This window comes from Amycolatopsis pretoriensis (genome assembly GCF_900107925.1).
Lineage (GTDB): Bacteria > Actinomycetota > Actinomycetes > Mycobacteriales > Pseudonocardiaceae > Amycolatopsis > Amycolatopsis pretoriensis.
Genome location: NZ_FNUJ01000001.1, coordinates 452,398 through 479,329, shown reverse-complemented (window position 1 = coordinate 479,329; position 26,932 = coordinate 452,398). Strand labels below are relative to the sequence as shown.

Annotated in this window: 31 protein-coding genes and 1 pseudogene; 12 read left to right on the top strand and 20 right to left on the bottom strand. The window is 69.7% G+C overall.

Features of this window, described 5'->3' with window-relative positions; genetic code table 11:
* Positions 1-162: 162 nt before the first annotated feature.
* Complete coding sequence (locus tag BLV96_RS02315; RefSeq protein WP_143050909.1) at positions 163-3,279, top strand: RHS repeat-associated core domain-containing protein; 3,117 nt, start codon at positions 163-165, stop codon at positions 3,277-3,279.
* Positions 3,280-3,481: 202 nt separating this feature from the next.
* The gene (locus BLV96_RS02310; RefSeq protein WP_143050908.1) at positions 3,482-4,099 is read left to right on the top strand and encodes a TetR/AcrR family transcriptional regulator; all 618 of its coding nucleotides are present in this window, start codon (positions 3,482-3,484) and stop codon (positions 4,097-4,099) included.
* Positions 4,100-4,131: 32 nt separating this feature from the next.
* Here the strand turns inward: BLV96_RS02310 and BLV96_RS02305 are convergent, their stop codons facing one another.
* From BLV96_RS02305 to BLV96_RS02295, 3 genes are read right to left on the bottom strand one after another with little or no spacing between them, the layout of a single operon-like run.
* On the bottom strand, positions 4,132-4,830 hold the full coding sequence (locus BLV96_RS02305) for an FAD-binding oxidoreductase (RefSeq protein ID WP_208608113.1): 699 nt from the start codon (positions 4,828-4,830) through the stop codon (positions 4,132-4,134).
* Positions 4,830-5,438, bottom strand: a complete 609-nt coding sequence (locus BLV96_RS02300; RefSeq protein WP_086683707.1) for a sulfite oxidase-like oxidoreductase — start codon at positions 5,436-5,438, stop codon at positions 4,830-4,832. Before BLV96_RS02300 ends, BLV96_RS02305 begins: the two co-directional genes overlap by 1 nt.
* 40 nt (positions 5,439-5,478) lie before the next feature.
* A complete protein-coding gene (locus tag BLV96_RS02295) occupies positions 5,479-5,913 on the bottom strand; it encodes a DUF5709 domain-containing protein (protein ID WP_086683711.1) in 435 nt (144 codons plus the stop codon).
* A gap of 226 nt (positions 5,914-6,139) precedes the next feature.
* Between BLV96_RS02295 and msrB the strand changes: the two genes are divergently transcribed.
* Together msrB and BLV96_RS02285 are read left to right on the top strand one after the other, a co-directional pair.
* Entirely contained in the window at positions 6,140-6,607 is a 468-nt protein-coding gene (gene msrB, locus BLV96_RS02290; RefSeq protein WP_211293456.1) for a peptide-methionine (R)-S-oxide reductase MsrB, read from the top strand.
* A 110-nt stretch (positions 6,608-6,717) separates the two neighbouring features.
* Complete coding sequence (locus tag BLV96_RS02285; protein WP_091388662.1) at positions 6,718-7,305, top strand: MOSC domain-containing protein; 588 nt, start codon at positions 6,718-6,720, stop codon at positions 7,303-7,305.
* Between the two features lie 23 nt (positions 7,306-7,328).
* Here BLV96_RS02285 and BLV96_RS02280 read toward each other — a convergent pair whose 3' ends face one another.
* Together BLV96_RS02280 and BLV96_RS02275 are read right to left on the bottom strand one after the other, a co-directional pair.
* Positions 7,329-7,955: a TetR/AcrR family transcriptional regulator gene (locus tag BLV96_RS02280; RefSeq protein WP_208608112.1), complete on the bottom strand. Its 627-nt coding sequence runs from the start codon at positions 7,953-7,955 to the stop codon at positions 7,329-7,331.
* A gap of 114 nt (positions 7,956-8,069) precedes the next feature.
* Positions 8,070-8,660, bottom strand: a complete 591-nt coding sequence (locus BLV96_RS02275; RefSeq protein ID WP_244180014.1) for a uracil-DNA glycosylase family protein — start codon at positions 8,658-8,660, stop codon at positions 8,070-8,072.
* 266 nt (positions 8,661-8,926) lie between these two features.
* Here BLV96_RS02275 and BLV96_RS49010 point away from each other — a divergent pair, with 266 nt between their 5' ends.
* Entirely contained in the window at positions 8,927-9,160 is a 234-nt protein-coding gene (locus BLV96_RS49010) for a hypothetical protein (protein WP_143050907.1), read from the top strand.
* Positions 9,161-9,171: 11 nt separating this feature from the next.
* Here the strand turns inward: BLV96_RS49010 and BLV96_RS02270 are convergent, their stop codons facing one another.
* From BLV96_RS02270 to BLV96_RS02240, 7 genes are all read right to left on the bottom strand, one after another.
* On the bottom strand, positions 9,172-9,381 hold the full coding sequence (locus BLV96_RS02270) for a hypothetical protein (RefSeq protein WP_208608110.1): 210 nt from the start codon (positions 9,379-9,381) through the stop codon (positions 9,172-9,174).
* 313 nt (positions 9,382-9,694) lie between these two features.
* Positions 9,695-10,024, bottom strand: coding sequence for a hypothetical protein (locus BLV96_RS02265; RefSeq protein ID WP_086672047.1), 330 nt, complete (start codon positions 10,022-10,024; stop codon positions 9,695-9,697).
* 77 nt (positions 10,025-10,101) lie between these two features.
* A complete protein-coding gene (qcrB, locus tag BLV96_RS02260; protein WP_086672044.1) occupies positions 10,102-11,673 on the bottom strand; it encodes a cytochrome bc1 complex cytochrome b subunit in 1,572 nt (523 codons plus the stop codon).
* Between the two features lie 102 nt (positions 11,674-11,775).
* On the bottom strand, positions 11,776-12,747 hold the full coding sequence (locus BLV96_RS02255; protein ID WP_143050906.1) for an NADP-dependent oxidoreductase: 972 nt from the start codon (positions 12,745-12,747) through the stop codon (positions 11,776-11,778).
* 31 nt (positions 12,748-12,778) lie between these two features.
* Positions 12,779-13,426, bottom strand: a complete 648-nt coding sequence (locus tag BLV96_RS02250) for a nitroreductase family protein (protein WP_086672040.1) — start codon at positions 13,424-13,426, stop codon at positions 12,779-12,781.
* Between the two features lie 36 nt (positions 13,427-13,462).
* On the bottom strand, positions 13,463-14,287 hold the full coding sequence (locus BLV96_RS02245; RefSeq protein ID WP_086672038.1) for an isocitrate lyase/PEP mutase family protein: 825 nt from the start codon (positions 14,285-14,287) through the stop codon (positions 13,463-13,465).
* The gene (locus BLV96_RS02240) at positions 14,274-14,840 is read right to left on the bottom strand and encodes a carboxymuconolactone decarboxylase family protein (protein WP_086672036.1); all 567 of its coding nucleotides are present in this window, start codon (positions 14,838-14,840) and stop codon (positions 14,274-14,276) included. Before BLV96_RS02240 ends, BLV96_RS02245 begins: the two co-directional genes overlap by 14 nt.
* Positions 14,841-14,928: 88 nt before the next feature.
* Here BLV96_RS02240 and BLV96_RS02235 point away from each other — a divergent pair, with 88 nt between their 5' ends.
* Positions 14,929-15,828, top strand: a complete 900-nt coding sequence (locus tag BLV96_RS02235) for a DNA-3-methyladenine glycosylase family protein (RefSeq protein WP_086672034.1) — start codon at positions 14,929-14,931, stop codon at positions 15,826-15,828.
* A 21-nt stretch (positions 15,829-15,849) separates the two neighbouring features.
* On the opposite strand, the gene BLV96_RS02230 is transcribed toward BLV96_RS02235, so the two are convergent.
* The gene (locus BLV96_RS02230) at positions 15,850-17,052 is read right to left on the bottom strand and encodes an MFS transporter (protein ID WP_086672032.1); all 1,203 of its coding nucleotides are present in this window, start codon (positions 17,050-17,052) and stop codon (positions 15,850-15,852) included.
* A gap of 114 nt (positions 17,053-17,166) precedes the next feature.
* Between BLV96_RS02230 and BLV96_RS02225 the strand changes: the two genes are divergently transcribed.
* The 3 genes and pseudogenes from BLV96_RS02225 to BLV96_RS51425 all read left to right on the top strand — a co-directional run.
* The gene (locus BLV96_RS02225; RefSeq protein ID WP_086672059.1) at positions 17,167-17,913 is read left to right on the top strand and encodes an SDR family oxidoreductase; all 747 of its coding nucleotides are present in this window, start codon (positions 17,167-17,169) and stop codon (positions 17,911-17,913) included.
* Between the two features lie 2 nt (positions 17,914-17,915).
* Entirely contained in the window at positions 17,916-18,278 is a 363-nt protein-coding gene (locus BLV96_RS02220; RefSeq protein WP_086672029.1) for an MmcQ/YjbR family DNA-binding protein, read from the top strand.
* Positions 18,279-18,355: 77 nt separating this feature from the next.
* Positions 18,356-18,460, top strand: a pseudogene (locus tag BLV96_RS51425) (NADP-dependent oxidoreductase); the annotation flags it as partial.
* Positions 18,461-18,474: 14 nt separating this feature from the next.
* Here the strand turns inward: BLV96_RS51425 and BLV96_RS02215 are convergent.
* The 6 genes from BLV96_RS02215 to BLV96_RS02190 are packed head-to-tail and all read right to left on the bottom strand — an operon-like array spanning position 18,475 to position 22,870.
* Positions 18,475-19,122 (bottom strand): sigma-70 family RNA polymerase sigma factor, encoded by a 648-nt coding sequence (locus tag BLV96_RS02215; protein WP_086672027.1) that lies wholly within the window; start codon positions 19,120-19,122, stop codon positions 18,475-18,477.
* Complete coding sequence (locus tag BLV96_RS02210) at positions 19,109-20,554, bottom strand: MFS transporter (protein WP_158104063.1); 1,446 nt, start codon at positions 20,552-20,554, stop codon at positions 19,109-19,111. The genes BLV96_RS02215 and BLV96_RS02210 overlap by 14 nt, the downstream gene beginning before the upstream one ends.
* Before the next feature lie 39 nt (positions 20,555-20,593).
* Positions 20,594-21,460 carry an aldo/keto reductase gene (locus tag BLV96_RS02205; protein WP_086672023.1) on the bottom strand — a complete coding sequence of 289 codons (867 nt, stop codon included), beginning with the start codon at positions 21,458-21,460 and terminating at the stop codon, positions 20,594-20,596.
* A gap of 27 nt (positions 21,461-21,487) precedes the next feature.
* Positions 21,488-22,081, bottom strand: coding sequence for a GNAT family N-acetyltransferase (locus tag BLV96_RS02200; protein WP_244180013.1), 594 nt, complete (start codon positions 22,079-22,081; stop codon positions 21,488-21,490).
* Positions 22,078-22,434, bottom strand: a complete 357-nt coding sequence (locus tag BLV96_RS02195; protein WP_086672021.1) for a GNAT family N-acetyltransferase — start codon at positions 22,432-22,434, stop codon at positions 22,078-22,080. The genes BLV96_RS02200 and BLV96_RS02195 overlap by 4 nt, the downstream gene beginning before the upstream one ends.
* A 1-nt stretch (position 22,435) precedes the next feature.
* Positions 22,436-22,870, bottom strand: a complete 435-nt coding sequence (locus BLV96_RS02190) for a hypothetical protein (protein ID WP_086672020.1) — start codon at positions 22,868-22,870, stop codon at positions 22,436-22,438.
* A gap of 412 nt (positions 22,871-23,282) precedes the next feature.
* Between BLV96_RS02190 and pdxR the strand changes: the two genes are divergently transcribed.
* A complete protein-coding gene (gene pdxR, locus BLV96_RS02185; protein WP_086672018.1) occupies positions 23,283-24,692 on the top strand; it encodes a MocR-like pyridoxine biosynthesis transcription factor PdxR in 1,410 nt (469 codons plus the stop codon).
* A gap of 126 nt (positions 24,693-24,818) precedes the next feature.
* Entirely contained in the window at positions 24,819-25,739 is a 921-nt protein-coding gene (locus BLV96_RS02180) for an NADP-dependent oxidoreductase (RefSeq protein ID WP_086672016.1), read from the top strand.
* Between the two features lie 157 nt (positions 25,740-25,896).
* On the opposite strand, the gene BLV96_RS02175 is transcribed toward BLV96_RS02180, so the two are convergent.
* Positions 25,897-26,319 carry a bifunctional 3,4-dihydroxy-2-butanone-4-phosphate synthase/GTP cyclohydrolase II gene (locus BLV96_RS02175; RefSeq protein WP_167379516.1) on the bottom strand — a complete coding sequence of 141 codons (423 nt, stop codon included), beginning with the start codon at positions 26,317-26,319 and terminating at the stop codon, positions 25,897-25,899.
* Positions 26,320-26,372: 53 nt separating this feature from the next.
* On the opposite strand from BLV96_RS02175, the gene BLV96_RS02170 reads away from it, so the two are divergent.
* Positions 26,373-26,855: an MFS transporter gene (locus tag BLV96_RS02170; protein WP_208608109.1), complete on the top strand. Its 483-nt coding sequence runs from the start codon at positions 26,373-26,375 to the stop codon at positions 26,853-26,855.
* Positions 26,856-26,932: the final 77 nt, after the last annotated feature.

The following is a 26,932-nucleotide window of genomic DNA, read 5'->3' as shown; positions in this document are numbered from 1 at the left end:
GCCGCCCGGATCGGCTCCTCCCCTGCCGCTCGCAGCATTCAGGTGAATCGGGTGCCGGATCGTCAACCGTTCCACCCACTCGGGTGTGGGCCGAATGCACAGGCACGAACCTTTCCCGCTCGAAGTAACAGGGGAAGCCGAATCTTCGACGAGGAGTCGTTTTTGTACACGCGAAGAACGTCATGCCATCGTCCGGTCCTCGCGGTCGCGACCGCGTTGGTGCTGTTGTCCGGTGGTCTGCTCGCGGTGACAACGGCCGAGGCCGGTACCGCCGCGGTGCTGACCCCGACCTTGGGCGGGCCCCGCCCATCGGCGACCCGGATCCCGTTCCCGATCTCCGACACGGTTTCCGCGTCGGTCGACGTCGGCACCGGCAACCTGCTGGTCACCACCTCCGACCTGGCTCTGCCCGGCATCCAAGGTGACCTCCAGCTCGGTCTGACCTACAACAGCCTCCGCCTCGGCACCGGCACCGCGCTGCCGTCCGGCGCAGCCGGAGCCGGGTGGGCGATGCGAGTCGGTCAGGACACCAAGGTCATCCTGAACTCCGACAACTCGGTGCTCTACCTGGCCCCCGAAAGCCGCGAAGGCCTGTTCCAACCCACCGGCGGCACGGCCTACACCGCGCCGGCCGGATTCAAGGTCGCCATGGTGAAGACCACCTCGGGCTGGACGATCACCGACCACGACACCAACTCCGTGTCGGCGTTCGACTCGACCGGACAGCTGGTGTCGATCAAGGACCGCAACGCCCAGACCACCACCTTCGCCTACACCTCCGGCAAGCTGTCCCAGGTCACCTCGACCCGCGGCGGCGCCGGCGCCCGGACCGCGAACCTCTCCTGGTCGGGTTCCTTGGCCACGATCGGCCAGACCGGCGACGACGGCACCGCGCGCAGCGTCACCTACACCTACACCGCGGGCAAGCTGACCAAGATCACCGACCCCACAGCGAAGAGCACCCAGTTCGGCTACGACGCGAACACCGGTGACCTGACCACCATCACCAACGGAGCCGGCAAGCAGACCGCAATCCAGTACGACACCGCCCACCGCGTCAAAAAGGTCACCCAGGAGAACCCGGCCGGCGGCGCGACGACCCGGTTCACCTACTACTCGGCCGGGGAGACGCTGGTCGCGAGCCCGAACAACACCCAGGCCATCCCCGCCGACGGACCCCAGACCGACTACTTCCTCAACGCCCAGGAGCTGGTGACCTCCGTGGCTGATCCGCTCGGCCGGGGCCGCGCCAAGACCTACACCCCGTTCACCGACATCGCGACCTCGACCAGCGGCACCGGGGGTGTCACCATCTTCGGCCACGACCCGGCCGTGAACGCCGGCGAGTCGCTGACCAGCGTCACCGCGCCGACCGGAGCGAAGGCGACCGCGACCTACGCGAACACCGGCACCGCGAAGTACCTGCCTTCCGGCGGCACCGACTGGCAGGGCAACGCCAAGCTGTTCACCTACGACGGCGCCGGGAACCAACTCGCATCGGCCAACACCACCGCGACCGCGACCTCGAAGGTCGGCTACAACCCCGACGGCACCCTCGACACCGCCACCGACCCGCGCACCAACGTCACCGACTACAGCGCGAACACCGACCACCAGGTCACCGACGTCGCCCCTCCGGCCGGCTCGAGCCTGGCGGCGACCACGCTCTCCTACGACGGGTTCGGGCGCTTGCACGCCGTCCGCGACGGCCGCGGCCTGCGCACGATCTACGCTTACGACCGCGCCGACCGGATCAAGACCATCCAATACTCCGACGGCACCCCCGACGTGGCGTTCACCTACGACGGCGCCGGCAACGTCCTCACCCGCACCGACACCTCCGGCACGACCACTCTCGCCTACGACGCGCAGAACCGGATCACCTCACGCACCGCGACCTCCGGCGGCGGCACCCTGACCTACGGCTACGACAAAACCGGCAACCTGATCTCGAAGACCGATGCCCGCGGCGCCACCACCTACGGCTACGACGCGGCGAACGAGGTCACCGACATGACCACCCCGAACGGGCAGAAAACCGCCTTCGCCTACGACGACGACGGCAAGCGCACCGACACCTGGTTCACCACCAACCCCGCCCACACCACCTTCGCCGCGCACACGAAAACGACCTTCGACAAAGCCGGCCGGATTTCGCGGACCTGGACCTCACGCGCGTCCAACGACGCGACCAAGACGTTCGACACCGGGTTCTGCTACTCGCCCCGCGTCGCCGGTCAGGCATGCCCGTCGACGTCGGCCACCACCGACACCGACCTCATCAAGTGGTCGACCGACAACCTCACCGGCGCGGTGTCGCTCTACAGCTACGACACCTCCAACCGGCTCACCGCGATCTCGAACCACGGCGGTCACGACTACGCCTACACCTACGACAAGGCCGGCAACAGGCTCACCGCCAAGGTCGACGGCACCACCACGCAAACCCTGACCTACAACACGGGCAACCAGATCTCGAACACCGGCTACAGCCACGACGCCGCCGGCAACCGAACCGCCGACCCGGCTCAGGGCACCTTCACCTACAACGCCGCCGGGCAGACCACGACCCGCACCCAGGGCTCCTCCTCGAGCACCTACACCTGGGCGGGCGGCGACCAGAACGAACTCGTCTCCACCACTACCGGGGCAACCACGACCAGCTACGTCTACGGACTCGGCGACGCCAACGGTGTCCCGGTACTCCAGTCGTTCGCCAGAAACGGCCAAACCGCATACATCGACACCGACCCCACCGGCGTACCCCTCGTCTTCCAGCGGCCTGACGGCACCACTCACTACTACGCGCTGGACAATCAAAGCAGCCCCGTCAACCTGATCGACAGCACCGGCACGGTGACGGCTACTTACTCCTACGACCCCGCCGGGCGACAGCTCACCGCCGCCGGCGCAGCATCCGCTGCCAATCCCATCCGCTATACCCAGGGACTGCTGGACGAGACCACGGGCTGGCTCAGACACGGCGTCCGGTGGCACGACCCGGCCACCGGCAACTGGACCGCCCTCGACCCGATCAGCCTGGTCCTGGAGCCCGACATGGCCAGCCGGTACGCCTACGTGGGCGGTAACCCCGTCAACCGGATCGACCCCACCGGCCTGAAGGCCGACACCTCCAAGGCGTGCCTCGGAGGCGCCGCCGGCAGTGCCATTGCGGCTTTGGCCGGGGCGGCCAGTGCCCCCGCGATAATCCCCGCTGCCGCCCTCGGATGCATCGGCGGCGTCGTGACGAGTTGGATAGTCAACGGGCCCGGTGATTGATCACGCAGCGGCGACTCCTTGAGATGCCGCATCGGTGACGTGGGGAACTCATTCGAGCGGCCGCGCTCGTGGCCCAGCCAAGAGCGCGGCCGGCCGAACTGTCGCTGCCCCTTCGTTCAGCGCACGCAGTAAGGACCAAACAGTCCACTTTTTGCCGGGGCGGATGCACCCGGCCAGGGCGGGCACGACTACTGTGCACGCCATGACGGCCGACTGGTACGACGGACGCTGCCCCGATCTCGACATATCAGAGCCGGATTCTCGTGCACGCGTTGTGGCCTCGGCGACCGCGCTCCTGGCGCAGAACGGCGTCGGCTCGCTCACCCCCGCGCGCATCCAAGCTGCCGCCCGGGTGAGCCGAGCCGAATTCGAGCAGTTGTTCCCAGACCCCGACGTGATCGTGGAGGTGATCGTGTCAACCCAGCTCGACGCCGTCTTACGAGCTCAGCTTCCCCGCCTGGACGCCGTTCAGAACCTTGAAGACCTGCAACACTGGCTGTCGCGGCTCCTCGACCCACGCGCGCGGAAAAGCAGTAGTGCGCTCGGTTCGCTGATCCACCACCTCGCCGACCGGCACGACCGAGGCCAACGCGCGCTCGCAACGGCTTTTGCCCACTGGAGGACTTCGCTGGCCTCAGCCCTGTCCCGCCTCCAGACCGCCGGCGAGCTCGACCGCGGCGTACCTCCCGAGGAACTCGCCGTCGGCCTGATCGCCGCCCTGCAAGGAGGTCATCTGCTGGCGCACCTGACCCGAGACGCCGACCAACTGCGCGTAACGCTCGAGATGGCGTTCGATCAAGTTCGAGCCCACGCCACCTGACGAGTGCCGTGGGGCCGCCGGCAACAGCCGGCTCAGGCAGTCGGTCCGAACCGGCTCACCCGGATTCGCTTCGTCTCGACTCCGGCGCCGAGGAGAAGGCTGGTCGCCGTGTCGCAGAATCCCTGCGAACCGCAGACGTACACCTCGCGATCGCCTTCGACAAGAGGCGCGAGGTCCTCGACCGTGAGACGGCCCACCGGCCGGGAACTGCGCTCCAAGGCTCGGCGGGTGTAGACGACAGTGGTCTCCGGGCCGGCGATTTCGTCTGCGTAGTAAAGCTCTTCGGGCGATCGAACGGACACGATCAGCCGCATCAGATCGGCGCGGTCGGCACGTCGGGCCAGGCGCAGCATGGACATGAGCGGGACGACCCCGGAGCCCCCGGCGACGCCCACGATCGGTGTGGCACCGTCCCAGGAGAAGAACCTGCCGATCGGACCGCGGACCTGCAGGACGTCACCGACTTCGACGTCGTTGTGCAGAAACGCCGACACTTCGCCGTCCGGCAGCTTCTCGACCGTGAGCTCGATGTCGTCTCCGCCGGGGGCATTGGCCACCGAGTAGTCGCGCTGGGCGTGGTAGCCGTCCGGGGCGGTCAGCCGGACGACGTAGAACTGGCCGGCGCGGTGCGTCCGGGGTTCGGCGAGCCGCAACCGAAACGTCTTCGCGTGCGGTGTCTCCGCGCCGATCGCGGTCACGACACCGGTCTGCCAGGTCGAAGCGGTGGCCATCAGTCGCCCTGGTAACGCTGCTCGAGCCACGGGTCGCCGTGGTCGTGGTAGCCGTTCCGCTCCCAGAAACCCGGTTCGTCCTCGGCCATGAACGTCAGCCCCGACACCCATTTCGCGCTCTTCCAGAAGTACAGGTGCGGCACCAGCAGCCGGGCCGGGCCGCCGTGGATGTCGTCCAGCGGTGCGCCGTCGACGTCCCACACCACCCAGGCCCGGCCGTCGACCACGTCCTCGATCGGCAGGTTGGTCGTGTAGCCGGTGTGCGACCGCGCCAGGACGTAGGCCGCATCGTCCCGCAGACCGGTGATCTCGAGCAAGGTGTCGATCGAGACACCGTCGAACGTCATACCGAACTTGGACCACGTCGTCACACAGTGGATCGCGCCTTCGTACCGGTCGCCCGGAAGCGCGTGGATCTCGTCCCAGGTCCACTTGGCAGGTGTGTCGACGAGGCCGTCGATGGCGAAGGTCCAGTCCGCGGTGTCGATCGACGGCGTCGCTTCCGCGTGCAGTACCGGCCAATCGCCGCCCGCGTCGTGTTGCCCGGGTGGAAGCCGTGGATCTCGGCCGGCGCGCCCGCGCCCGACGAAGCCCCTGGTGATCACCATACGTGCCTGCCCTTCTGGATCGTGCGGGTCGCGTCGACGGTCATTCCGTCACGATGTGGATCGCTGCTTCTTCGGCTGACGCAGCGGCGCCGTCCACGCCCACATCGGAAGCGAAGAGGTAGGGATACACCTCGTCGGCGTCGGGGTCCTCGATCAGCCTTCCTGCCCGCACCACACCGACCTGGTCGTCGTACGGCTCGCCGTCCGTATCGGACGCGTCACCGAGCCCATCGCCCCGGTCCGCGACGGGGAAGACGTCCGGCAGCTCTCGAGCGAGGCGTTTGCCGAGCTCCTCGTGACCAGCGGCCTCCCGTGCCGTCGTACCCCAGTCGAAAACCGCGATGGGGTGGTCCGGCGGCGTGTAACCCTCGTCCAGCACATCCGGTACTCCGCGGTCCACGAGGCTGTCCTCGGGATCCAGCACACCGTTGTCCAGGTCGAAACCGCCGTCGAACTCGTCGGAGTCGTCACTCATGGGTTCCTGTCCGATCTGCCTCGTTGTTCCCGCGACCCTAGCCAGTCTGGACCATTTAGTCCACCTCGGAGGCGGTCAGAGAACGCGCCGCTGTTCTTACGAAAGAAGAACGTCCCCACCGGCCGGAGGAATAGAGCTGGTTCGCGGCTTGTCTCTACATCTGCACGTCCAGGTGCGTTTCACCTGGTCCCCCAGCTTCACGCCGCAAGGCGGGGAAGGGAGAGCTGTGCCTCAGCAGACCAACTACCACAAGAGCCCGGAAGCCGTGTCGCGACTGGATCCGGAGCAGTACCGCGTGACCCAGCAGGACGGCACAGAGCGTCCCTTCGCGAACGCGTACTGGGACAACCACGAGCCGGGCATCTACGTTGACGTCGTGTCCGGCGAGCCGCTGTTCGCTTCGGTCGACAAGTACGACAGCCGTTCCGGCTGGCCGAGCTTCACCAAGCCGATCGCCAAGGCGAACGTCGTCAAGCGCGAGGACTTCAGCCACGGGATGATCCGGGCGGAGGTCCGCTCGCCGCACGGGGACAGCCACCTCGGACACGTCTTCGACGACGGCCCGCTCGACAAGGGCGGTCAGCGCTACTGCATCAACTCCGCGTCGTTGCGGTTCATCCACCTCGACGACCTGGAGAACGCGGGCTACGGCGACTACCGCACCCTGTTCACGAGCGACACCGACGACCGGTAGGCCCGGTGTCGTGGCCGCGCACACTGGTCACCTGCCACGGCCCGGCTGGACGCTCCCCAGCCGGGCCGGGATGATCCCTCCGGCGTAAGCAGCGGGAGCGAGGAGAGCCCATGCCGGACCACCCCCGGGCGAACGATCGGCTCGTCACGACCACCGAGGTGGAGATCGTCGCGCTCCTGACCTCCCCTGTGCACGCCTTCGAAGGCCGGCCCGCGGACGGACCGCGGCCCGATCCGGAACCCGTCGAGCGCGAGGAAGTCGCCGTGCGCGCGAGCCTCGGGCTCGTCGGCGACCGGTACTTCAACCAGCCCGCCCACCGCCGGGCCGCCGTCACCGTCTTCGCCGCCGAGTCGCTCGACCTCCTCGCCGAGAACCTCGGTCTCGCCGCGGCGCCACGCCCCCACCTGCCACGACGCAACGTCGTCCTGCGGGGGTTTCCCGTCGACGAGCTGGCTGCGCCGCGGGGCGGGACGGGGGCCGTCTTCGGCCTCGACTCCGGGGCGGGCGAAGTCCGGTTCCAGGCCTATCGCCCCGCCCACCCGTGCGCGTGGATGGACGTGGTCCTGGCGCCCGGCGCGTTCCGCGGGTTGCGCGGACGCGGCGGCGTGCGGTGCGCCCCTCTCGACGACGGGCTGCTGCGCGTCGGACCCGCGACGCTCACCGTCGTGCGCTCCCCCGCTGCCCACGATCCGGCGTAGCCACCGCGGTCTGCCGGGTCGCCTCAGGGCTGGTAGCCGCGGATGTGGTCGATGGCCATGTCGAGCGCGATGCGCATCGGCGTGACGTCGTGCTCGGTCTGCGCCAGCAGGTACCCACCCTGGAGGGCACCCATCAGGCCGATGGCGAGCCGTTCGGGATCGGCGTCGGGCCGCAGCTTGCCCGAGTCACGCATCCGCCGCAGACCGTCGGCGATCAGGTCACGCCAGGTCTCGAAGTGACCCGCGAGAGCCGACCGCGCCCGCTCGTTCTGGTCGGCGAGCTCACTCGCCAGGGAGCCGAGCCGGCAACCGTGAGCACCGTTGCGCAGCGCGTTCCGCTGGATGATCGCGTCCCGCCAGCGCTCGAGTCCCCGGATCGAGTTGAGCCGGCGCAGCTGTTCCCCCTGACCGGACAGCACCTGCTCGGCCTGGTACTCGACCACGTCCTGGACCAGAGCGTCCTTGTCGGGGTAGTGGTGGTAGAGCTGCGACTTGCTGGTGCTGCTCGCCGCACGGACGTCGTCGAGCGTCGTGGCGGCGACGCCTTTCACCGTCATCAAGTCGACCGCGGCCAGCAGAATCCGCACCCGGGTCGCCTCACCACGCGCCGTGCGCCGGACAGGCTTCACAGTGCTTTCCGGTTCCACCACGGCACCAGGCTATCGCACCACGGCGGCCCGGCGATGCGCGTCCGGACCGGAGGTCGATTCGGTCGCCGCCGTAGACGGACCATGCAGACCACTTCCCGGTCGAGGAGAGCGCGTTCACCCACGTCCCAGGACGATCGACACCCGGCGCGCCAGTTCGGGAACGACCTCGGCCTCGAACCACGTGTTCCGGGCGTGCCAGCGGTAGTTCAGCGGCGACGGGTGCACCAGCGGGAACTCCCCGGGCAGGTACTCGCCGTAGGCTCGCACGGTCTCGGTGAGGTTCGCCTTGGCCCGGCCCGCGAGGTAGAACCGCTGGGCGTAGGCGCCGATGAGCACCCGGAGTTCCACGTCGGGCATCCCGGCCAAGATCCGCGGATGCCACCGCGGCGCGAAGTCCCGGCGCGGCGGCAGGTCGCCCGTCTTGCCCTTGCCCGGGAAGTAGAAGTCCATCGGTACGACGGCGACCAGTTCGGGATCGTAGAACTCGTCGTCGCGGACACCGAGCCACGAGCGCAACCGCACGCCGCTGGCGTCGTCCCACGGGATCCCGCTCTCCTGAGCGCGCCATCCCGGCGCCTGCCCGATGATCACGATGCGCGCCGAGGACGACCCGGCCCACACCGGACGGTAGCCGAGGTCACGTGCCCACGCGTTGGAGGGGTCCGCCGTCAGCTCGTCCACGACCGCGCGCAAAACGTCTGCCAACTGCACTCCGGGTTTCGTCGTCGGGATGTTCGGAACGATACTCTAGCTGGACCATCCAGTCCATCACTAGGTCAGCGCGAGGGCGATTCGCGTCTGCTGACGAAACGAGAACGATCGTGAACTCGTTCTCCACCAGGCACGAAGGCGCCGCCGGTCGCGGCCCGCCGAAGAGCTCCACCGCCTGGCGGGCGATCTGGTGTGGGTAAGAACCACCGAAGATCGGCTGCTAACGTCCAGGACCGCGGTCGAAACTCCCGAGGTAGGGCATGAGCGACTGGGACGCACTGAACGAGTTCCTCCGGACCGATCCGAGGGACATCGGTTGTGACCGCGCCCTCGACGCGCTCCACACCTACTCGGAGATGGCAGCCGCCGGTAAGAACCCAGCAGAGCTTTTCCCCGGGTTGGCTGCGCACCTCGAGTCGTGCAGTGCCTGTTCGGGTGATCACGAAGCCCTGGTCCGCGCGATCCGCGAATTCGGTGGCGGCGAACTCTGCTGACCACCCGGCGGTCAGCCAGACCGCCAGCACGTGGTGACCGCGGTGGAGCAGCCAGGCGAGCGGCCCTTCAGCACCAGCCGCCGGTACTGGACGATGCCGAGCGTCGCCACCGCGCCGAGGCTGCGGTGCCGGTAGTTCTTCGGCGTTCGGCCGCGCAGGCTCGCGGCGATGGTGCGGGCGAGCAGCTTGTCCTGGCGGACGGCGTGCTGGGCGTTGGGCACCGTGCGAGTGCCCGGGACCGGCGCGGTGAGGTCCTCGATCCCGGCGTCGTCCCCGGCGGCCCACGCGCCAGGGATCGGCTCGAGGTCGGTCCGGCCCGGAGATCGGGCCGGACGCGACCCTTCCGGCGAGCAGCCCCAGCAACAAGAAGTCGGCCGGCACGAGCACGGCTTGCCCCGTGACCACGGCCGCCAGGACTCGGTCCGCCTTCCCCGCCGACCGGGGCAGGCGGAGCACCGCTTTGCCGTTCACCGCGTTCGTCATGGTTGCCTGGTGCCGGCCGGACTTCTCACCGTCGGTTCCGTGTGGCCGCGCTCAGGCGTAGCGGCCGGAGAACTCCGAACCGTCTTCGGTGTGGGTGAAGCGCAGGCCGACGATCGAGCCGTCCTCGACCAGCCACCGCAAGTCGTACGAAGCGCGGTAGCTGGGTGGCCAGAACGACGCGAAGCGGCCGTGACTGTCGACGTACCACTCGCCACGCGTGGGGTGTCCGCGCTCGACGTAGGTGGTGACGCCTTCGGTGTCGAAGACTTGTTCGGCGCCGTCTTCGTAGACGATCCGCCCGGCCGTCAACGCGGCGACCAGATTCTTCGCGGCCACTTGCTCGCCATCGGCGGGGCTGAGTGACTCCAGTGAACGGGGCATGGGGCTCCTTTCCGGACCGGCTGCCGTTCGAGGCGTGCAGTGCGGTCCAGCCGATCGCAATGTCTGAAGGTCGTCGGTCACTTGGTCTGTTCCCGTTCCAGCGCCGCGGTCTCCTCCGGTGGGTCCGGTGTCCACAGTGAACCGGGCACGGCCCGGCCGGCGGATCCGAGCTTGTTCATCTTCTTCGGCACCGGTGCGCCTTGGTAGTCGAGCGGGGTGCCGGCCAGCGGCTGGTGGATCTCGGTGAACGCACCGTGCGGCAGGCGCCGGATGATGCCCGTCTCGACGCCGTGCTCCAGCACCTCGCGGTCGGCCCGCTGCAGACCCAGGCAGATCCGGTAGGTCAGGTGGTAAGCGATCGGCGGCACGAGGAGCACGCCGATGCGGCCGGCCCACGTGGTGGCGTTCAACGAGATGTGGAACTGGTCGGCGATGACGTCGTTGAAACCCGACAGCTCGATGACCAGGAGGAACCCGAGCGCCATCATGCCCAGCGCCGTGCGGACCGGAGCGTCCCGGGGCCGCTGGAGCAGATTGCGATGGCCGGTGTCCTTCGCGAGCTTCCGCTCGATCCACGGATAGAGGGTCAAGATGCCGAAGAGCAGCGGCATGCCGACCGCGCCGGGGAAGAACACCGCCGGGATCGTGTGGTTCCCCAGGTACACCTCCCAAGCGGGCCAGATCCGGAGCAGGCCGTCGGCCCAGGCCATGTACCAGTCCGGCTGCGAGCCCGCCGACACCTGCGCGGGGTTGTACGGACCGAAGTTCCACACCGGGTTGATCTGGAACAGACCCGCCATGAGCGCGATCACGCCCGTGACCATCACGGCGAGCGCGCCGCCGTGGAGGGCGAACTCGGGCACGATCCGGATGCCGACGACGTTGGTTTCCTTCGCCCGCACGCCCGGGAACTGCGTGTGCTTCTGGAACCACACCAGTGCCAGGTGCACGCCGGTCAGGGCGAGGAGGATGCCGGGCAGCACGAGGATGTGCAGCGTGTACAGCCGCGGGATGATCCGGTCGCCGGGGAACTCCCCACCGAAGAGCGCCCAGTGGATCCAGGTGCCGATGACGGGTACCGAAAGCACGATGCCCGAGAGGGTCGCGCGGATCCCGGTGCCGGACAGCAGGTCGTCCGGGAGCGAGTAGCCGAAGAAGCCCTCGAACATGCTGATCAGGAGCAGGAGGACCCCGACGACCCAGTTGGCCTCCCGCGGGCGCCGGAAGGCGCCGGTGAAGAAGATCCGGAAGGTGTGCAGAAGAGTGGCGGCGATGAAGATCAGCGCACCCCAGTGGTGCAGCTGGCGGACGAAGAGCCCACCGCGGACGTCGAAGGAGATGTCCAGCGTCGTGCGGAACGCCTGGGACATCTCGAGGCCCTGCAGGTTCGTGAAGCTGCCGTGGTAGGTGACCTCCTGCATCGACGGGTCGAAGAAGAGCGTCAGGTAGACGCCGGTCGCGATCACGAGGATGAAGCTGTACAGCGCCACCTCACCGATCAGGAAGGACCAGTGGGTCGGGAACACCTTGTTCAACTGGTGTCGCAGCCCCTTGGCGAGCTTGTACCACCGATCCGCGTTGTCCGCGGTCTCCCCGAGACGTCGTTCCAGCGCGCCGGTGCCCCTCGTCGGCGTGGTCAGTGAGCTCATGGTGCATTGGTGTCGGCGAGCGTGCCCGGTCTTACCGTTCTCGGCCGGCATCGAGGTCGAACTCGGCGTCCTCGCCGATCGATCCGCGATGAGCACGATGGGTCAGGTGTCTGGCCATTCCTTTGTGGATTCCGTTCGCAGGACGACCGGACCGCCGTTGCCGCCCCGGACCGCGCGATCGAGTGCGGCCGCCGCCTCGTCCAGCGGCATGGTTAAGCCCACCGAGAGGGACAGCCTTCCCTCTCCGAGCAGGGCGCTCAGCTTCGTGAGCTGCCCGGAGTCCGGGCGCACGTAGACGTCCGCGAAGCCGACGCCCCACCCGGCCGACCGCCGGTCGCCCGTGATCGTCGCCAGCCGGCCGCCTTCGCGCACGGCCCGGACGGCGTCGGCGCTGCCGCCGGGTACCGCGCTGAGGGCGGTGTCGACGCCGGCACCGCCGGCCCACTCGCGCACCCGGTCCGGCCAGCTCCGGTCGCGGTGGTCGACGACCTCGGCCGCGCCGGCCCGCACCACTCGATCGGCGCTCGCGGGTCCGGCGGTGGCGATCACCCGCGCGCCACGCAGGACCGCGAGCTGCACCGCCAACCCGCCGGTCGTGCCTCCCGCGCCGTGGACGAGCAGCGTCTCGTTCTCGGCGACCCGAAGCGCTTCGGAGAGCGCTTGCTCGGCGGTCAGAGCAGGCACGGGGAACGCCGCCGCCGTCTCCCACGACACGCCCGGGGGCTTCGCCACGACCAGTGCGGCGTCGACCACCACCCGCTGGGCCCAACAGCCCTGGTGACGCAGCGGAAGCGGATGACCGAGGACCTCATCCCCCGGCCGGAAGTCCCGCACGTTCGAGCCGACGGCCACAACCGTGCCGGCCAGCTCCACGCCGAGCGCCGTCGGCGGCGTCAGCCCGACGTCCCACGCCCCCGAGCGGACGATGTCGTCCCAGTTGCCGACGCCGGCCGCCTCGACGTCGACCACCACTTCGCCCGGACCGGGGCCGGCCGGCTCCGGCAGGTCGAACAGCTCGACCGGGCCACCGATTTCCCGTACACCAGCGGCAAGCACCACGATCCTCCGCTTCACGTCGAACACCAGCTGGTCACCGCGTCCGGCTCTACATGAAGGTGAACAGCCGGTCTGCTTCGAACCGCGAGATCGGTCCCTTGTAGGCCTTTTCCCGGTCGGGATAGCCCAGAGCCATCAGCACGGTCGTGGTGTGCCCGGTTTCCCGGATCTTGAACGCTTTGTCGACGCTGGTCGGGTCGAACCCCTCCAGCGGCGTCGCGTCGAAGCCGAGTTCGACCGCCGCCATCATGGTCATCCCCATCACCATGTACGTCTGCTTTTCCATCCAGTGGTTGAGATCCTTGTAAGCGTAATTGCGCAGGCTCAGGAAGTCCCGCGTCATGTACTGCCACATCGCGCGTTTCGCCGGGTCGGGGAAGCGGCCGTCGGCGTCTTCCTTGCCGAACACCTCGTCGAGGTGGCTGTCCGGCACGTCGGCCCGGGTGGTGAGGATGAGGGCGTGCGAGGCGTTCAGGATCTTCCCGCTGTTGTCCTGGAACCGCTCCCCCAGGTTGTCCGCGAGCTGCCTCTTGGCCTCGGCCGACGCGAGGACGTAGAAGTGGTTGGGCTGGATGTTCGTCGACGTCGGCGCGGACCGCAGGAACCGCAGCAGCTGCTGGAGTGATTCGTCCGGGATGGTTTTGCTGCCGTCGAACGCCCTGGTGAGGTGCTGGTTCATCAGCTTGTCGAGATCCATGTCGGTGTGCCTCTTCTTCCTGGTTGTCGGGGTACGTCAGTTCTTGGCACCGGCGATCAGTTCACCGATCCGGTCGAAGCCCATTCCCGCGGTGGCGGTCGCGAGGTCACCCGCGACCAGCGCCTTCGCAGCCTGTTCGAGTGCGGCCATCGCACCGGCGTAGAGGAACGGGCCCAAACTGATCCGCTTCACGCCTGCCTGCCGCAATTCCGCGACGCTGAGGACCTTGTCCGCGGGCGACACGAGAACGTTGACCGGCGTCGGCGCGACGGCTGCCACGATCGCGCGGAGTGCTTCGAGGTCGGGCGGGAACGGCGCGTACACCACATCCGCGCCGACCTCCGCGAAGGCCGTCAAGCGCCGGATGGTGTCGTCGAGATCCGGCCGGCCCTGGATGAAGTTGTCCGTGCGGCCGGTGACGACGATCCGCCGCTTCGCCGCGGCCACGGCGACGCGCACGCGGTCGACGGCTTCGTCGAAGTCGCGGATCGGCCGGTCGGGCCGTCCCGAGGTGTCTTCGATCCCGATGCCGGCCAAGCCGTGCTCGGCCGCGGCTTCGACGGTCGCCGCGACGGCTTCGCGCGTGTCGCCGTAACCGTCCTCGAAGTCCCCGTTCACCGGCAACCCGGTGAGCCGGCCGAGCAGCCGGGCGTGCTCGAGGTGCTCGCCTCGGGTGACTTCGTGCCTGCCGTCGGGCCGGCCGAGCGTGGCGGCCAGTGCCGCCGACGAGGTACCGATGGCCTCGAAACCGGCATCGGCCAGCACCAGAGCGGAGAGGCCGTCCCAGGCGTTCGGCATGACGAGGCCGCCTTCGCGGGTGTGCAGCGCCATGAATTCTTCGTACAGCTCAGAGCCCGGCATTTCGCACCTTCGCCGGTTCTGCCGCCTGGGCGGCGGGGATGTCGATGCCGGTCTGGTTGACGTTGTTGATGAAGTTGGTGAGCAACGCCTGCACCGCGACCGCGATGATCGCCAGGATCTGCGGGTCGGTGTACCCGGCCGCACGCACGCCGGCCAGGTCCTCGTCAGTGACCCGGCCACGGCTGTCCACCAGCCGGTGCGCGAAGCCGGCGGCCGCGGCGCGCTTGGGGTCGACCGAGCTGCCGGCGCGACCCAGGGCGATGTCCTCGTCCGACATGCCGCCGAACTCCGACGACACGTACGTGTGCATGGCCAGGCAGTAGTCGCAACCGTTCGCCTCCGACACCGACAGCGCGATGCTGTGGCGGGTCCGCGCGTCCAGCACCCGGCTCAGCGCGCCCGGCAAACTCGTGACGACCTCGAGCACGGCCGGGTTCGATGCGATGACCTTGAACATCTCCGGGACGAAGCCGAGCTGCGCGCCGACCCCTTCCAGGATCTGCCGCGAGCCGGCGGGGATGTCCTCGGCGGCGGGAACGTCCAAACGTGACACGGTGAATCAACCTCCGGTAGGCGTGTGATTCGTCAGCGTCGCCCCGGAGGCGGCTCTTACTTCCTTCGTTGGACTATATAGTCCATGGATGAGTTCCCGGCACTGGCAGCCACCCTTCCCCGTGAACGCGAAGCTGACACTCAGGAGCCTGCGGCGCGGACGCCACGATCCCACCCACCGCGAGGAAGCCGACGGCAGCTTGTGGCGGACGGCTCTGACCTCGTCGGGACCGGCCACCTACCGGATCCGGCAACAGCGCCTCGACGACCTGGACGTCGACGCGTGGGGCCCCGGGGCCGACGAGCTCCTCGAGAACATCCCCGCCGAGCTCGGTGTCCACGACCACCCCGAGGAGTTCCGGCCGGCCCACCCGGTTCTCGAACGAGCCTGGCACCGGCTGCCGGGCCTGCGGGTGCCGCGCACGGGACGGCTGTTCGAGGCTTTCGTTCCCGCGGTCCTCGAGCAGCGGGTCGTCGGCCTGGACGCCCAAGCCGCCTGGGCCCGGCTGCTCCGCGTACACGGCACCCCGGCGCCGGGACCGGCGCCCGAAACGATGCGGGTCATGCCCTCCCCCGGCGCGTGGGCGAACATCCCGATCTGGGACTGGCGGCAAGCCGGCGTCGACCTGCGGCGCTCGAAAACCGTCATGCTCGCCGCCGGGCACGCGGGCGAACTCGAACGGGCCGCCGCCGACCCGGCCCGCGCCTACCGGCTGATGTCGGCGATGCCGGGTGTCGGCGTGTGGACCGCGGCGCAGGTCGGGCACCGCGCGCTCGGCGACGCCGACGCGCTCCCGCTCGGCGACTTCGGCCTCGGCCGGATGACCGGCCTGGCGTTGGCGGGCCGGCCGCTGGCCGACGAGGAGGTCGAGGCGTTCTACCTGCCGTGGCGACCACACCGGTACCGGGTGGTCCGCGTTCTCGAGCTCACGCCGCGCGCGGCGCCGCGACGCAGCCACCGGGCACCGCGCGCACGGCAGTTCCGATGACGAAGCCGTCGCCGCGGCGGGTCAGGGATTTCGGGCGGCCACCACGGTGAACACCGTGGCGACGAGGGCGAGCCCGCCGTACCCGACGGCGATCTGCGGAAGCGAGAACGTCGTGGAAAGCCGGCCGGCGATGAGGGCGGGAATCGTCGCGCCGGAGTAGGAAAGGAGGTAGACGACCGTGAAGATCGATGCCCGGTCGTCCACTCCGCTGCCCGCCAGCAGGCCGCGGGTGACGGCGCTGATCGCGACGCCTTGACTCGCACCCGCGACGACGGTCGCCGCGAAGAACAGCACCAGTGCACCGGTGGCGATCGCCGCGATGATGCCGGTCATGCCGGACAGGAACCCGATCATGCCGGCCCGCTGCGCCACCGCGGGCGCGAACCGGCCGCTGATCGGCGCGCCGAGCACGCTCGGTCCCATGTAGGCGGCGAACACCAGCCCGAGGGCGAGCGGGCTGCGCGTGTGCAGCTGGTCTTCGACGAGCGCCGGCACGAAGGCCTGGTAGAAGGCTCCGGCCGCCCAGGTCGCCGGCAACACCGCCGCTGCGACGGGGAGCAGGTGCTTGACCGCGGCCGGAACGCGGACCCGGGGACGCAGCGATCGCCGGACGCCCGGGGTCGGGGTCACGGTTTCCGGGCTGACGACGATGAGCGCGGCGGAGAGCAGGAGCAGGCCGCTCACCACCAGGTAGATCAGCCGGCGCGGCCAAGGACCGAACTGCACCAGGGCGCCGGAACCGATGGCGCCGACGGCGAGGCCGAGCATGACCGTCTGGCTCGACGCGACCGAAGCCAGCCAGGCGGGCCTGGCCGGCGCGGCGTCGACGATGTAGGACGTGAGGCTGCTGCTGGCCAGGCCGGCGCCGAAACCCATCAGGAGCCGGCCCGCGATCAGGACTCCGATGTGGTGCACCTCCAGCAGGAGCAAGCAGCCCGCCAAGAGCAGACCGAGGCTCGCGATCGAGATGGGCCGCCGCCCCACGTGGCCGGAGACCCGGCCCAGCACCAGCAAAGTGCCGAGGGTGGCAACGGAGTACGCGACGACGGTGATCGAGATGTCGGCGTTGGTGAACCCCTCCTCGGCCCGGTAGATGTTGAACAGCGGGATCGTGGAGCCCACCGCGGCGAACGACGCCACCAGGGACACCATCCCGGCCGGGAAAGCCAGCGAACGCCGTCCACCGCGCCGGGCGATGTCGGGTCCGGGTGCGGCGCCTCGCATCAAATCACATCCCTCTCGATCGACAGTTGGACTATACAGTCCTCTTTGCGGCATGATGAGCCGCGACGCCTTGAACTTCCCCTCGAAACGACGAACCCAAGTGGAGTGATCACCATGTCGGCACGTACGGTCCTGATCACCGGCGGTACCAGCGGGATCGGGAAGGCGGCCGCCGAGGCCCTGCACAGCCGCGGATACGGCGTCGCGGTCACCGGACAACGCACGGAAAGCGTCACCCGGGCGAGAGAGGAACTGCCCGGGGACGTTCTGGTCCTGCAAGCGGACGCACGCTCACTCGCGGACACGGACAAAGTCGTCGCCGAAGTCGGAGCCCGGTTCGGAAGCTTGACGACGCTGTTCCTGAACGCCGGCGTCAGCCTTCCGATGACCCTGGAAAACTGCGATGAAGCCGCGTACGACGAGGTGTTCGCCGTCAACACCAAGGGCCAGTTCTTCACGCTGGCCAAGGCGTTGCCGCTGCTGTCCGACGGCGCTTCGGTCATCGTCACCGTCGGCATCGGAGCCACCCGCAGCCTCCCCGGCAACAGCGTCGCGGCCGGGTCGCACGGCGCGATGCTGGCCATGATCCCGACCCTGGCCCTGGAGCTCGCCCCGCGCCGCATCCGGATCAACGCGGTGAGCCCGGGATTCACCGACACCCCCATGACGCGTACCGCGCTCGGCACGGCATCCGACGACGTCGCGGCGACGATGGAGGCGATGGCGGAGCAGAACCCGTTCGGCCGCCTCGGCCGGCCCGAGGACATCGCCGGTACCGTCGCGTTCCTGGCTTCGGACGAGGCCGCGTACGTGACCGGGCAGGAGATCGTGGTGTCCGGCGGCGCCGGGCTGGCCATCTGACCATGGACGCACAGAAGCTGCAGCAGATCGCCGGTGACTGCGCCGCGGATCTCCCGGGCACCGACCTCGAACGTCGATCCGCGCCCGACTGGGACCTCTACAAGGTGCGCGGCAAGGTTTTCCTGCTCATGACCGACCTGCCGGGTCACCCGGTCGTGATCCTGAAGGCCGACCCGGACCACGCCGCCGCGTTGCGCGAGCAGCATTCGGACATCACCCCCGGCTATCACATGAACAAGACGCACTGGATCACGGTGGAGGGCGGCGGCACCGTCGACGAGGAGCTGGTGAAGGAGCTCGTGGTCGGCTCCTACCGGCTGGTGGTCGACGGGCTTCCCCGGTCGCTGCGGCCCACCGGGGTGTAAGACCAGGCCGCGGGCAGGTCGGGGATGAAACTGGCGGAGCGCTCCGATCCGGACGTGGCGAAGCTCGCCGACCTCTCGGCGCCGCCGGACTGTCGGTCGGCCGGCGCGTGTTCGGCCTGACCGACTGGACCCGCGACGGAACTCTCGCGGAGTACACAGTCGTCGAGGCGCGCAACTTGGCGTGGCGCGGATCCGGTCAGGACAGGAAGCCGTTCGCCACCAGGTGGGCGCGGATGTTGCGCCGGGCGTCGAACATCGCCTTGTAGATGGCGTTGCGGTTGGTGTCCAGTTTCGCCGCGAGGGCGTCCATCGGGATGTTGTCGACGGCCAGCGCGACGAAGACGGTCCGCTGGCGTTCGGTCAGCGCGTTCTCGACGGCGTGGCCGAGGGCAGCGCGCAGCTCGTTCGCCTCCACCTGGTGAAGCGGTTCGTCGCCGACGGCTGCCGGGGCGCGGTCGGTCTCGCCGTCGTCGAGGGACACCCGGTGGTCGCGCCAGAAGTGCCGGCCGACTTTGGTCGAAACCTCGAAGAGGACGAACTTGAAGGCCCAGGTCGTGAACTGCGCGTCACCGCGGAACTCGCCGATCTTCCCGGTGATCCGCATGAGCGCGTCGGCCGCGGCCTGATGAGCCAGGTCCTCGAGCTCCGGACCGGTCAGCCGCAGCAGCGGCGACCTGCGAACGGTCTCTCTCTTCGCGATCTTGCAGAGCATCGCGTACAGCCTGCGGCAAGCGGCTTCGAAGGCCGGGCTGCCCGGGCTGAGTTCCCGGACCCAGAGGGCGGACTCGGGGTCGAAGCTCCGTCCGTCGACCAGGACTCGCCCGCCGACCTCAGACGTTGTCATGCGAACCGCCCTCTCCACGATCGATCTTCGGCAACCCCACCGCCGCGGCGATAGCACCCGAGACGAACATCGCAACGGCGCAAATCACGCACGCCGGCCGGTAGCCGCGCAGAAAAGCCTCGGCCTGCGTGTACGAATCACCGGTGAGCCCGACCAGTGGCGGGAGGCCCGCGAGCCATACCAAGCCCGCCGCGCGCGCCACGGTGTTGTTGACCGCGGATGCGACGCCCACGTGACCGCCTGGCAGCGACGACAGGGCGACGGATGTCAACGGCGCCACCATCGTCGCGGTCCCGAGGCCGAACACGCACTCGAGCGGGACGGCGACGCTCCAGTAGCCGGTCTCCGGCCCGACCCGCAAGGTCAGCAGTGCCGCCGTGCCGCACAGCACGGGACCGATCGCCAGTTGCGGTCCGGGCCCGATCCGGGCCGCGAGCCGGCCGCTGAACCGCGACAGCGCGAGGCCGAGGACCGTGATCGGCAACAGGGTGCTGCCGGCCTCGGCGGGGCTGTACCCGGCGACCGTCTCGAGCGCGATCGTGAAGATCACGGAGAACACGCCGAACGCGCCGTAGATGACGAACGTGATCACGTTGATGGTGACGAACGGCCGGGACTTCGTCAACGTCGCGGGCAGCATCGGCGACGTCGTCCGCCTTTCGTACCAGGCGAACCCGCCTCCCGCTCCCACGGCCACGACCGCACTCACCAGGCCCCACGGCCGGCTCGGGTCGGCCGGCAGCACGGTCAACGCGTACGTCACCGCCGCGAGGGAAGCGAAAGCCAGTGCCGAACCACCCCAGTCCATTCCGGACGAGCCGTCGTCGCGCGTCTCCGGAAGGTGGCGCAGGCTGATCACCAGCACGACGATCGCGACGGGCACGTTGATCAGGAAGATCCAGCGCCACGACCCCAGCGACAGCAGCCACCCGCCGGCGAACGGCGCGAGAGCTCCCGCGATCCCGGCGAACCCGGACCAGGTTCCGATCGCCGCCGGGCGGTCGCCGGGCGCGATCGTCGCCTGCAGGATGGCCATGCTCGCGGGCGCCATGAGCGCACCGCCGACGCCTTGCAGGATCCGCGCGCCGACGAGCGATCCCACGTCGGGGACGGCCGCGCACAGCACCGAGGCGAAGGTGAAAACCGCTACCCCGGCGAGAAAGATCCTCCTGCGCCCGTACCGGTCCCCCAGCGCACCGGCGAGCAGGATGAGCGAGGCGAGGCTGAGGGTGTACCCGGTCACCGTCCACTGCAGCGACGCGAAGCTCGCGCCGAGGTCCCGGCCGATTTCGGGCAGAGCGACGTTCACGACGCTCGCGTCGATGCCCGCGATACCGGCGCCGAGGACCGTCGCGACCAGAATCCGCCGGCCTTGCCGAGACCGGACCGGAACGCTCACCGGTCGCGCCAGGACGATCTCCGAACCGGTCACGGTGAGCACCCTTCACGTGCTGGCTGTCCTCGCCGCGAATTACGGTCGAGGCACCAACCGATCGAGGTCGGTGACTTCGGCTGCCGTGAGCCGGATGTCGGCTGCGGCCACGTTCTCCCTCAGGTGCCGGACGCTCAGCGTGCCGGGGGTGGGGAGCAGCGCCGGCGAGCGGTTCAGGAGCCAGGCCAAGGCGATCTGTGCCGGCGAGACACCACGCCGCCGGGCCGTCTCCGCCAGCGGGCCGTCGTCGCCGGCCAGTGCACCCGTCGCCAGCGGGAGCCACGGGATGCACCCGATGTTCGCCGATTCCGCGTAGTCCACGAGCGGGTCGGCCGCGCGGTTGACGAGGTTGTACTCCACCTGGATCGTCGCGATGTCCGCGAACTCACGGGCTTCCCGCAGTTCGGCCAGGGTCACTTCCGCCAGCCCGATCTGCCCGATCTTCCCTTCCCGCCGCAGATCGGTGAGGAGCCCGAGCTGGTCGGCGATCGGCGCGTGCGGGCTGAACCCGTGCAGCTGGAACAGCGGGATGCGGTCGAGCTTCAGGTACCACAGCCGCGTCTCGATCTGCTTGCGGAGGAACGAAGGCCGCGGCAACGGCTCCCACTCCCCTTGGGGCGTCCGGATCAGCCCGCCCTTGATCATCAGCAGCAGATCGTCCGGAAACGGGCTCAGCGACTGGGCGATCAGTTCCTCGTAGTCGAAGGGCCCGGACGACTCGGCGACGTCGATGAGGTTCACCCCGAGATCGACTGCTTCCCGGAGAACTCGCTTCGCTTCGGCGGCGTCCTCGGGATGGCTCCAGACGCCGGACTCGCTCATCTGGGCGGTCCCGAGCCCGAGCCGGGTGATTTCGTGTCCGCCGATCGCGTAGGTACCGCATCGGTCGGGAAGGGTCCCAGGCATGGTCGTTTCTCTTTCGGCGTGCGTCGGTCAGGTTTCGGTGGGCTCTTCCGGCGGCGCCAGGCCGCCCGGGACGTCGAGGTCGTACCGGCGCAGGCGGAACACGTCGAGCCGCGTGCCGTAGTACTTGCCGGTCTGCCCGACCCAGTCCATTCCCATCCGGCGCGCGGCTGCCGCGGCGCGCCGGTTCGCCGGACGCGAGACGGCGAAGATCTCGTCCAAGCCGGCGTCGAACGCGTAGTGGGCGACCGCGTCGCCGGCTTCTCCGGCGTAACCGTTGCCCCACCGGTTCCGGGCGATCTGGATGCCGATCTCGAGGTCGATGTCGTCGGGCGGCAGCGGCAGCAGCGAGACCGCGCCCACCACGCGTCCACCGGCGCGTTCGGCGATCTTCCACCGGCCGGCCGGCGGCTCGGCGCCCGAAATCCAGCCGTCGAGAAGCTGCCGCATGGCGGCCAGGTCCGGAACCCGCGCGACGGCCGGTGCCAGCCACCGGGCCACTTCCCCGTCCCCGAAGATGCCCAGCGCCGCTTCGGCGTCGGAGGTGGTCCACGGGGTCAGGTGGAGGCGAGCGGTCCGGATCAGCGGTCCGTCGATTTCGACCGCATGCGACGCCCGGGTCACCTCCGCACTCCCACGTGATCGCGCGGCGCGCGCTCGGGCACCGTCGCCCGCCCGGGGAACCGGCCGTCGACCAGGTCCTTGTATTCGGGGTGATCGGCGATGTAGTCCGCGACGAAGGTGCAGTAGTTGGTGAGCTTCCGGTCTCGGGCGCGCAGATCGTCCAGTGCGTGCTTCACGAGCCGGGTGGCGATGCCTCGGCCCCGGTAACCCGGTTCGACGATCGTGTGGCTCAACGTCACCCGCTGCGCGCCGCGCGGGACGTGGTAGACGATCATGCCGACGACCTGTCCGTCGACCACGGCTTCGTACGATCCGGTGTCGCCGTTGCGTCGGACGTCCATCTCGGCGGTCATTTCACTTCTCCTGAGGTCTTCTTCCGGCGCTGGGGCCGAAGGGCACGGTGAGGTGCCAGGTCGAATCTCCGAGCGGCGAACCCGGTACCTCGAACGTCGTGGTCCATGCGCTCCTGGAGGCGTCCCCTTCGGAGAAGGTCAACGTCAGGGTGCAGGACCCGGTCCGGGGCGCGCCGCGGCCGGCGAGGTGGATCACGTCCGGGATCATGCTCAGCAGGATCGCGTTGACGTGGAGTTCGTGGTGGCCGTCGGCCGTGCTCCCGCCCGGCCGGTGGGTCGTGGCGAGCATGATCTCGGTCTCGCCCAACACCTGTGCGCTGACCGAGAGTTCCCACGGCACCAGGTGGTCACCGCCGTCGGTGGTCACGACGGCCGAGGACAGCTTCAGGGCCCTGTCGGCCGCCGGCCTCGTCGCGAAACCCAGCTGCTCAGTCACCGTGGTGGCCCTTTCCCGCGATCGCTCGGCTTCGTTCTCCGGGACTCATCATGCCGGAAAGAGGACCATTTAGTCCAGTGCTTGTATCGAAACCTGGCTCACAGTCGGGTGGAGGACCAGAAAGATCAGACTGAAAGGTCCATTACGGCCGGACGGGGAGCGCGGCCGCACCGCCGAGCGGAGGGCGGGAAAGCGGATCCGGCCCTGGTAGCCGCGACCGTCGATGAACAAGGGGTGCCCCGGACTCCCAGTTCGGCGCCGGAGGTGTAGTCGGCCACGACGGCGGGGCGGAATCGCTGCGCGGCGACGTCGGACGCGTCGACCGCCACCCACAGTCCGGCTGCGACGACGGGTCCGTGGCTCGATCCGAGGTTGGCCCAGCGGCATCGTGAGCAGCCATTATCGTTGACCCGTGAGCGATCGAGCGGCTGAGCGCCGCCCCCGGACGACGGGCCTCGACCTGCACCTGGGGCGGCTCGACGGGAACGTGCGGGCCAGCCTCACCGACGCGGTCCGCGACGCGATCCGTGCCGGCCGGCTCGCGCCCGGGACCCGGCTGCCGTCGAGCCGCGCCCTGGCCGCCGACCTGCAGGTGGCCCGCAACACCGTGGTCCGGGTCTACTCCGAGCTCATCAACGAGGGCTGGCTCACCGGGCTTCAGGGCTCCGGCACCAAGGTTTCGGAACAGGTGGCCGACTTCGTCGCCGAACGACCGCGGCCGGCCGTCACCCGCTCCCGGCCGGGCCACGATCTGCGGGCCGGGCATCCGGACTTGTCGTCGTTCCCCCGCGACGAGTGGATTCGCGCGGTGAAGAAGACGGTCAGCACGGCGCCGTTCGAAGCGTTCGGCTACACGGATCCCCACGGCCGGGGCGAACTCCGCGACACTCTCGCCCGGTACCTCACGCGGGCCCGCGGGCTGCGCGCGCACGCCGGCAACGTCGTAGTGTGCAGCGGCGCCGCGGAGGGCGTGCGGCTCGTCGCGGCCGCGCTCGCGGCGGCCGGGGTCACGCGGGTGGCGGTCGAGGAATTCGGCCTGCCGGCCCAGCGTCGTACGCTGGCCGACGCGGGGCTGGAAACCGTTCCCCTCGCCGTCGACGCCGACGGCGTCGACCCGTCCGCGCTGGACGGATCACCGGCGATCGGCGCCGTCCTCCTCACCCCGTCTCACCAGTTCCCGCTCGGTGTCGCGCTGCGCTACGACCGGCGCGCGGCGATCGTCGAGTGGGCCCGCCGGCGCGGCGCGCTGGTCATCGAAGACGACTACGACGGCGAGTTCCGCTACGACCGCTCCCCCGTCGGCGCACTGCAGGGCCTCGACCGCGAGCACGTGCTGTACCTGGGCACGGCGAGCAAATCGCTGGCGCCGGGCCTGCGCCTCGGCTGGCTCGTGGTGCCGGACCACCTCATCGAGTCGATCGTCGCCCAGAAGGGGGAGACGGAGGAAACCGCCGGGTTCGTGAACCAGCTGGCGATGACCGAGTTCGTCGAGTCGGGTGCCTACGACCGGCACATCCGGGCGATGCGCGCGCAGTACCGCCGCAGGCGCCGGCACCTGGCCGAGACGCTCGCCCGGCACGCACCGGACGTGCGCATGGCGGGGACGGCCGCGGGACTGCACGTCCTGCTCGAACAGGCCGGGCGCACGGGCCACGAACTCGTGCGGCGGATCGCCGCCGAGCAGCTGACCGTCGAGCCCCTGGAATTCTTCCGGCACCCCGGCGCGGCCTCGGACCGGGACGGCGTGGTCATCGGTTTCGCCGCACCCTCGCCGAGCGGGTGGTCGGGGGTTCTCGACGCGCTGGTCCGCGCGCTCAGGTGAGCCGAGTGGTCCCCGCTCGCGCGTCCCAAGTGGACCCAGGTGCCGGGCCGGACCGGAACTAGCCTCGCGGACAGGCCGGCGAACACCCGCGGCCACCAAGTTGCCCGCAAACCACGAGGACTCAGCATGAAAGCCATCATCGTCAAGGACCCCGCCGCCGGAGCCGAAGGGCTGACCCTGACCGACTGCCCGGCCCCGCGCGCCGCGACGAAGGACGTCATCGTGCGGGTGCACGCGGCCGGCTTCACCTCCGGTGAGCTGGAGTGGCCAGGCACCTGGACCGACCGGGCCGGCCGTGACCGGACGCCCAGCGTCCCCGGTCACGAGCTGTCGGGCGTCGTCACCGAGCTCGGCTACGGCACCACCGGCCTCACCGTCGGGCAGCGCGTGTTCGGCCTCGCCGACTGGACCCGCGACGGGTCGCTCGCCGAGTTCACCGCCGTCGAAGCCCGCAACCTCGCACCGCTGCCGTCCGGCGTCGAGCACGCCGTCGGCGCCGCGTTGCCGGTCTCCGGGCTGACCGCGTGGCAGGCCTTGTTCGACCACGGCCGGCTCCAGGCGGGGCAGACCGCGCTGATCCACGGCGCCGCCGGCGGAGTCGGCTCGATCGCGGTGCAGCTGGCGAAGCGGGCGGGCGCGACGGTGATCGGCACGGGCCGCACCCACAACCGCGAGGTCGCCCTCGACCTGGGTGCCGACGAGTTCGTCGACCTGGAGAACGACCGGCTGGAAGACGTCGGCGAAGTCGACGTGGTGCTCGACGTGTTCGGCGAGGAGATCGGCGTGAAGTCCGCCGGCCTGGTACGGGCGGGTGGCACGCTGGTCACCATCGCCGCCCCGCCGGAGTTCGAGCCGCGTTACGGGCGGTCGGTCTTCTTCGTCGTGGAACCGGACCGGGCCCAGCTGACCCAGCTCGCAGCGCTGGTGCGCGAAGGCAGCCTGCGTGTGCTGATCGGGTCACGCCATTCGCTGGCCGAGGCACCGAAGGCCTTCGCCGGCGGACGGCAAGGTGGCGGGAAACCGATCGTCATGGTCGACGAGTCTTGAGCGTCGCAGCCTTTGCCGCGGCAGGACGGCTTGGCCGTCGGACGGCGTCGTCACGCGATGCGTTCGAGGCGGTGGCCCATGCGGTGCCGTTTCGTGCTGAGGTATGACCGGTTGTGCTCGTTGGGCTCCGTTTCCAACGCCGTGCGGCCGGTGACGGTCACGCCACCCGCGGCGAGAGGCCGAGCGCGAGGTTGGCCTCCAGGGTGTCCAGCCCCTCGCGCTGCTGGAGCTCGTACGCCCGCAGCTTCTGCCCCAGCCCGATCCCGCGGCCTTCGTGACCGCGCATGTACACGACGACGCCGCGGCCTTCGGCGGCGATCGTCTCCATCGCCGTGCGCAGCTGGGCGCCGCAGTCGCAGCGCAATGAGCCGAGCAGGTCGCCGGTGAGGCACTCGCTGTGCAGGCGGACCAGGACGTCGGCGGCGCCGGAAACCGAGCCCATCGCCAGCACCACGTGCTCGACGTCGCCCTGCCGGTAGGTGAGCGTGCGGAACGTGCCGAGGTCGGTGGGGATCGAGGCCTCGCCGGTCTTCTCCACCCCGGCGTCCAGCCAGGCGACGAGCTCGGCGATGGAGATCATCGGGATGCCGTGGCACGCGGCGAACTGCCGCCGCGACGCTGTTCGGGTTCGCCGTGTCCTTCCTGGTCCGGCCGATCGGCGGGATGATCCTCGGCCCGCTGGGCGACAAGATCGGCCGGCGCAAGGTCATGCTCTTCACCATCGCGCTGATGGCGGTCGCGACCACGCTGATCGGCGCGCTGCCGAGCGCGGCGGCGATCGGCCCGTGGGCGCTGGTCCTGCTCTACCTGCTGCGCATGTGCCAGGGCTTCTCCACCGGTGGCGAGTACTCCGGCGCGCTGACCTACGTCGCCGAGTTCTCGCCGGACAAGAGCCGCGGGTTTCACACCTGGATCCTCAACAGCGGCTCGCAGCTCGGGTTCGCCGCGGGCGCCGGGGTCGTCGCGGGGACGACGGCCCTCGTCGGGGGTCAGTCCGCGATGGTCGCCGGCGGCTGGCGGATCGCGTTCCTGCTGGCGCTCGTCCTCGGCGCCGTCGCGCTGCTGCTGCGCAGCCGGATCGAAGAGTCCCCGAGTTTCGTGGCCAGCACGGGCTGATGGGCTACCACGGCATCCGCGACGGCCTCATGGCGATCGACGCGGGCGGCACCCTCGGCCCACGCCCCACGGTCGGG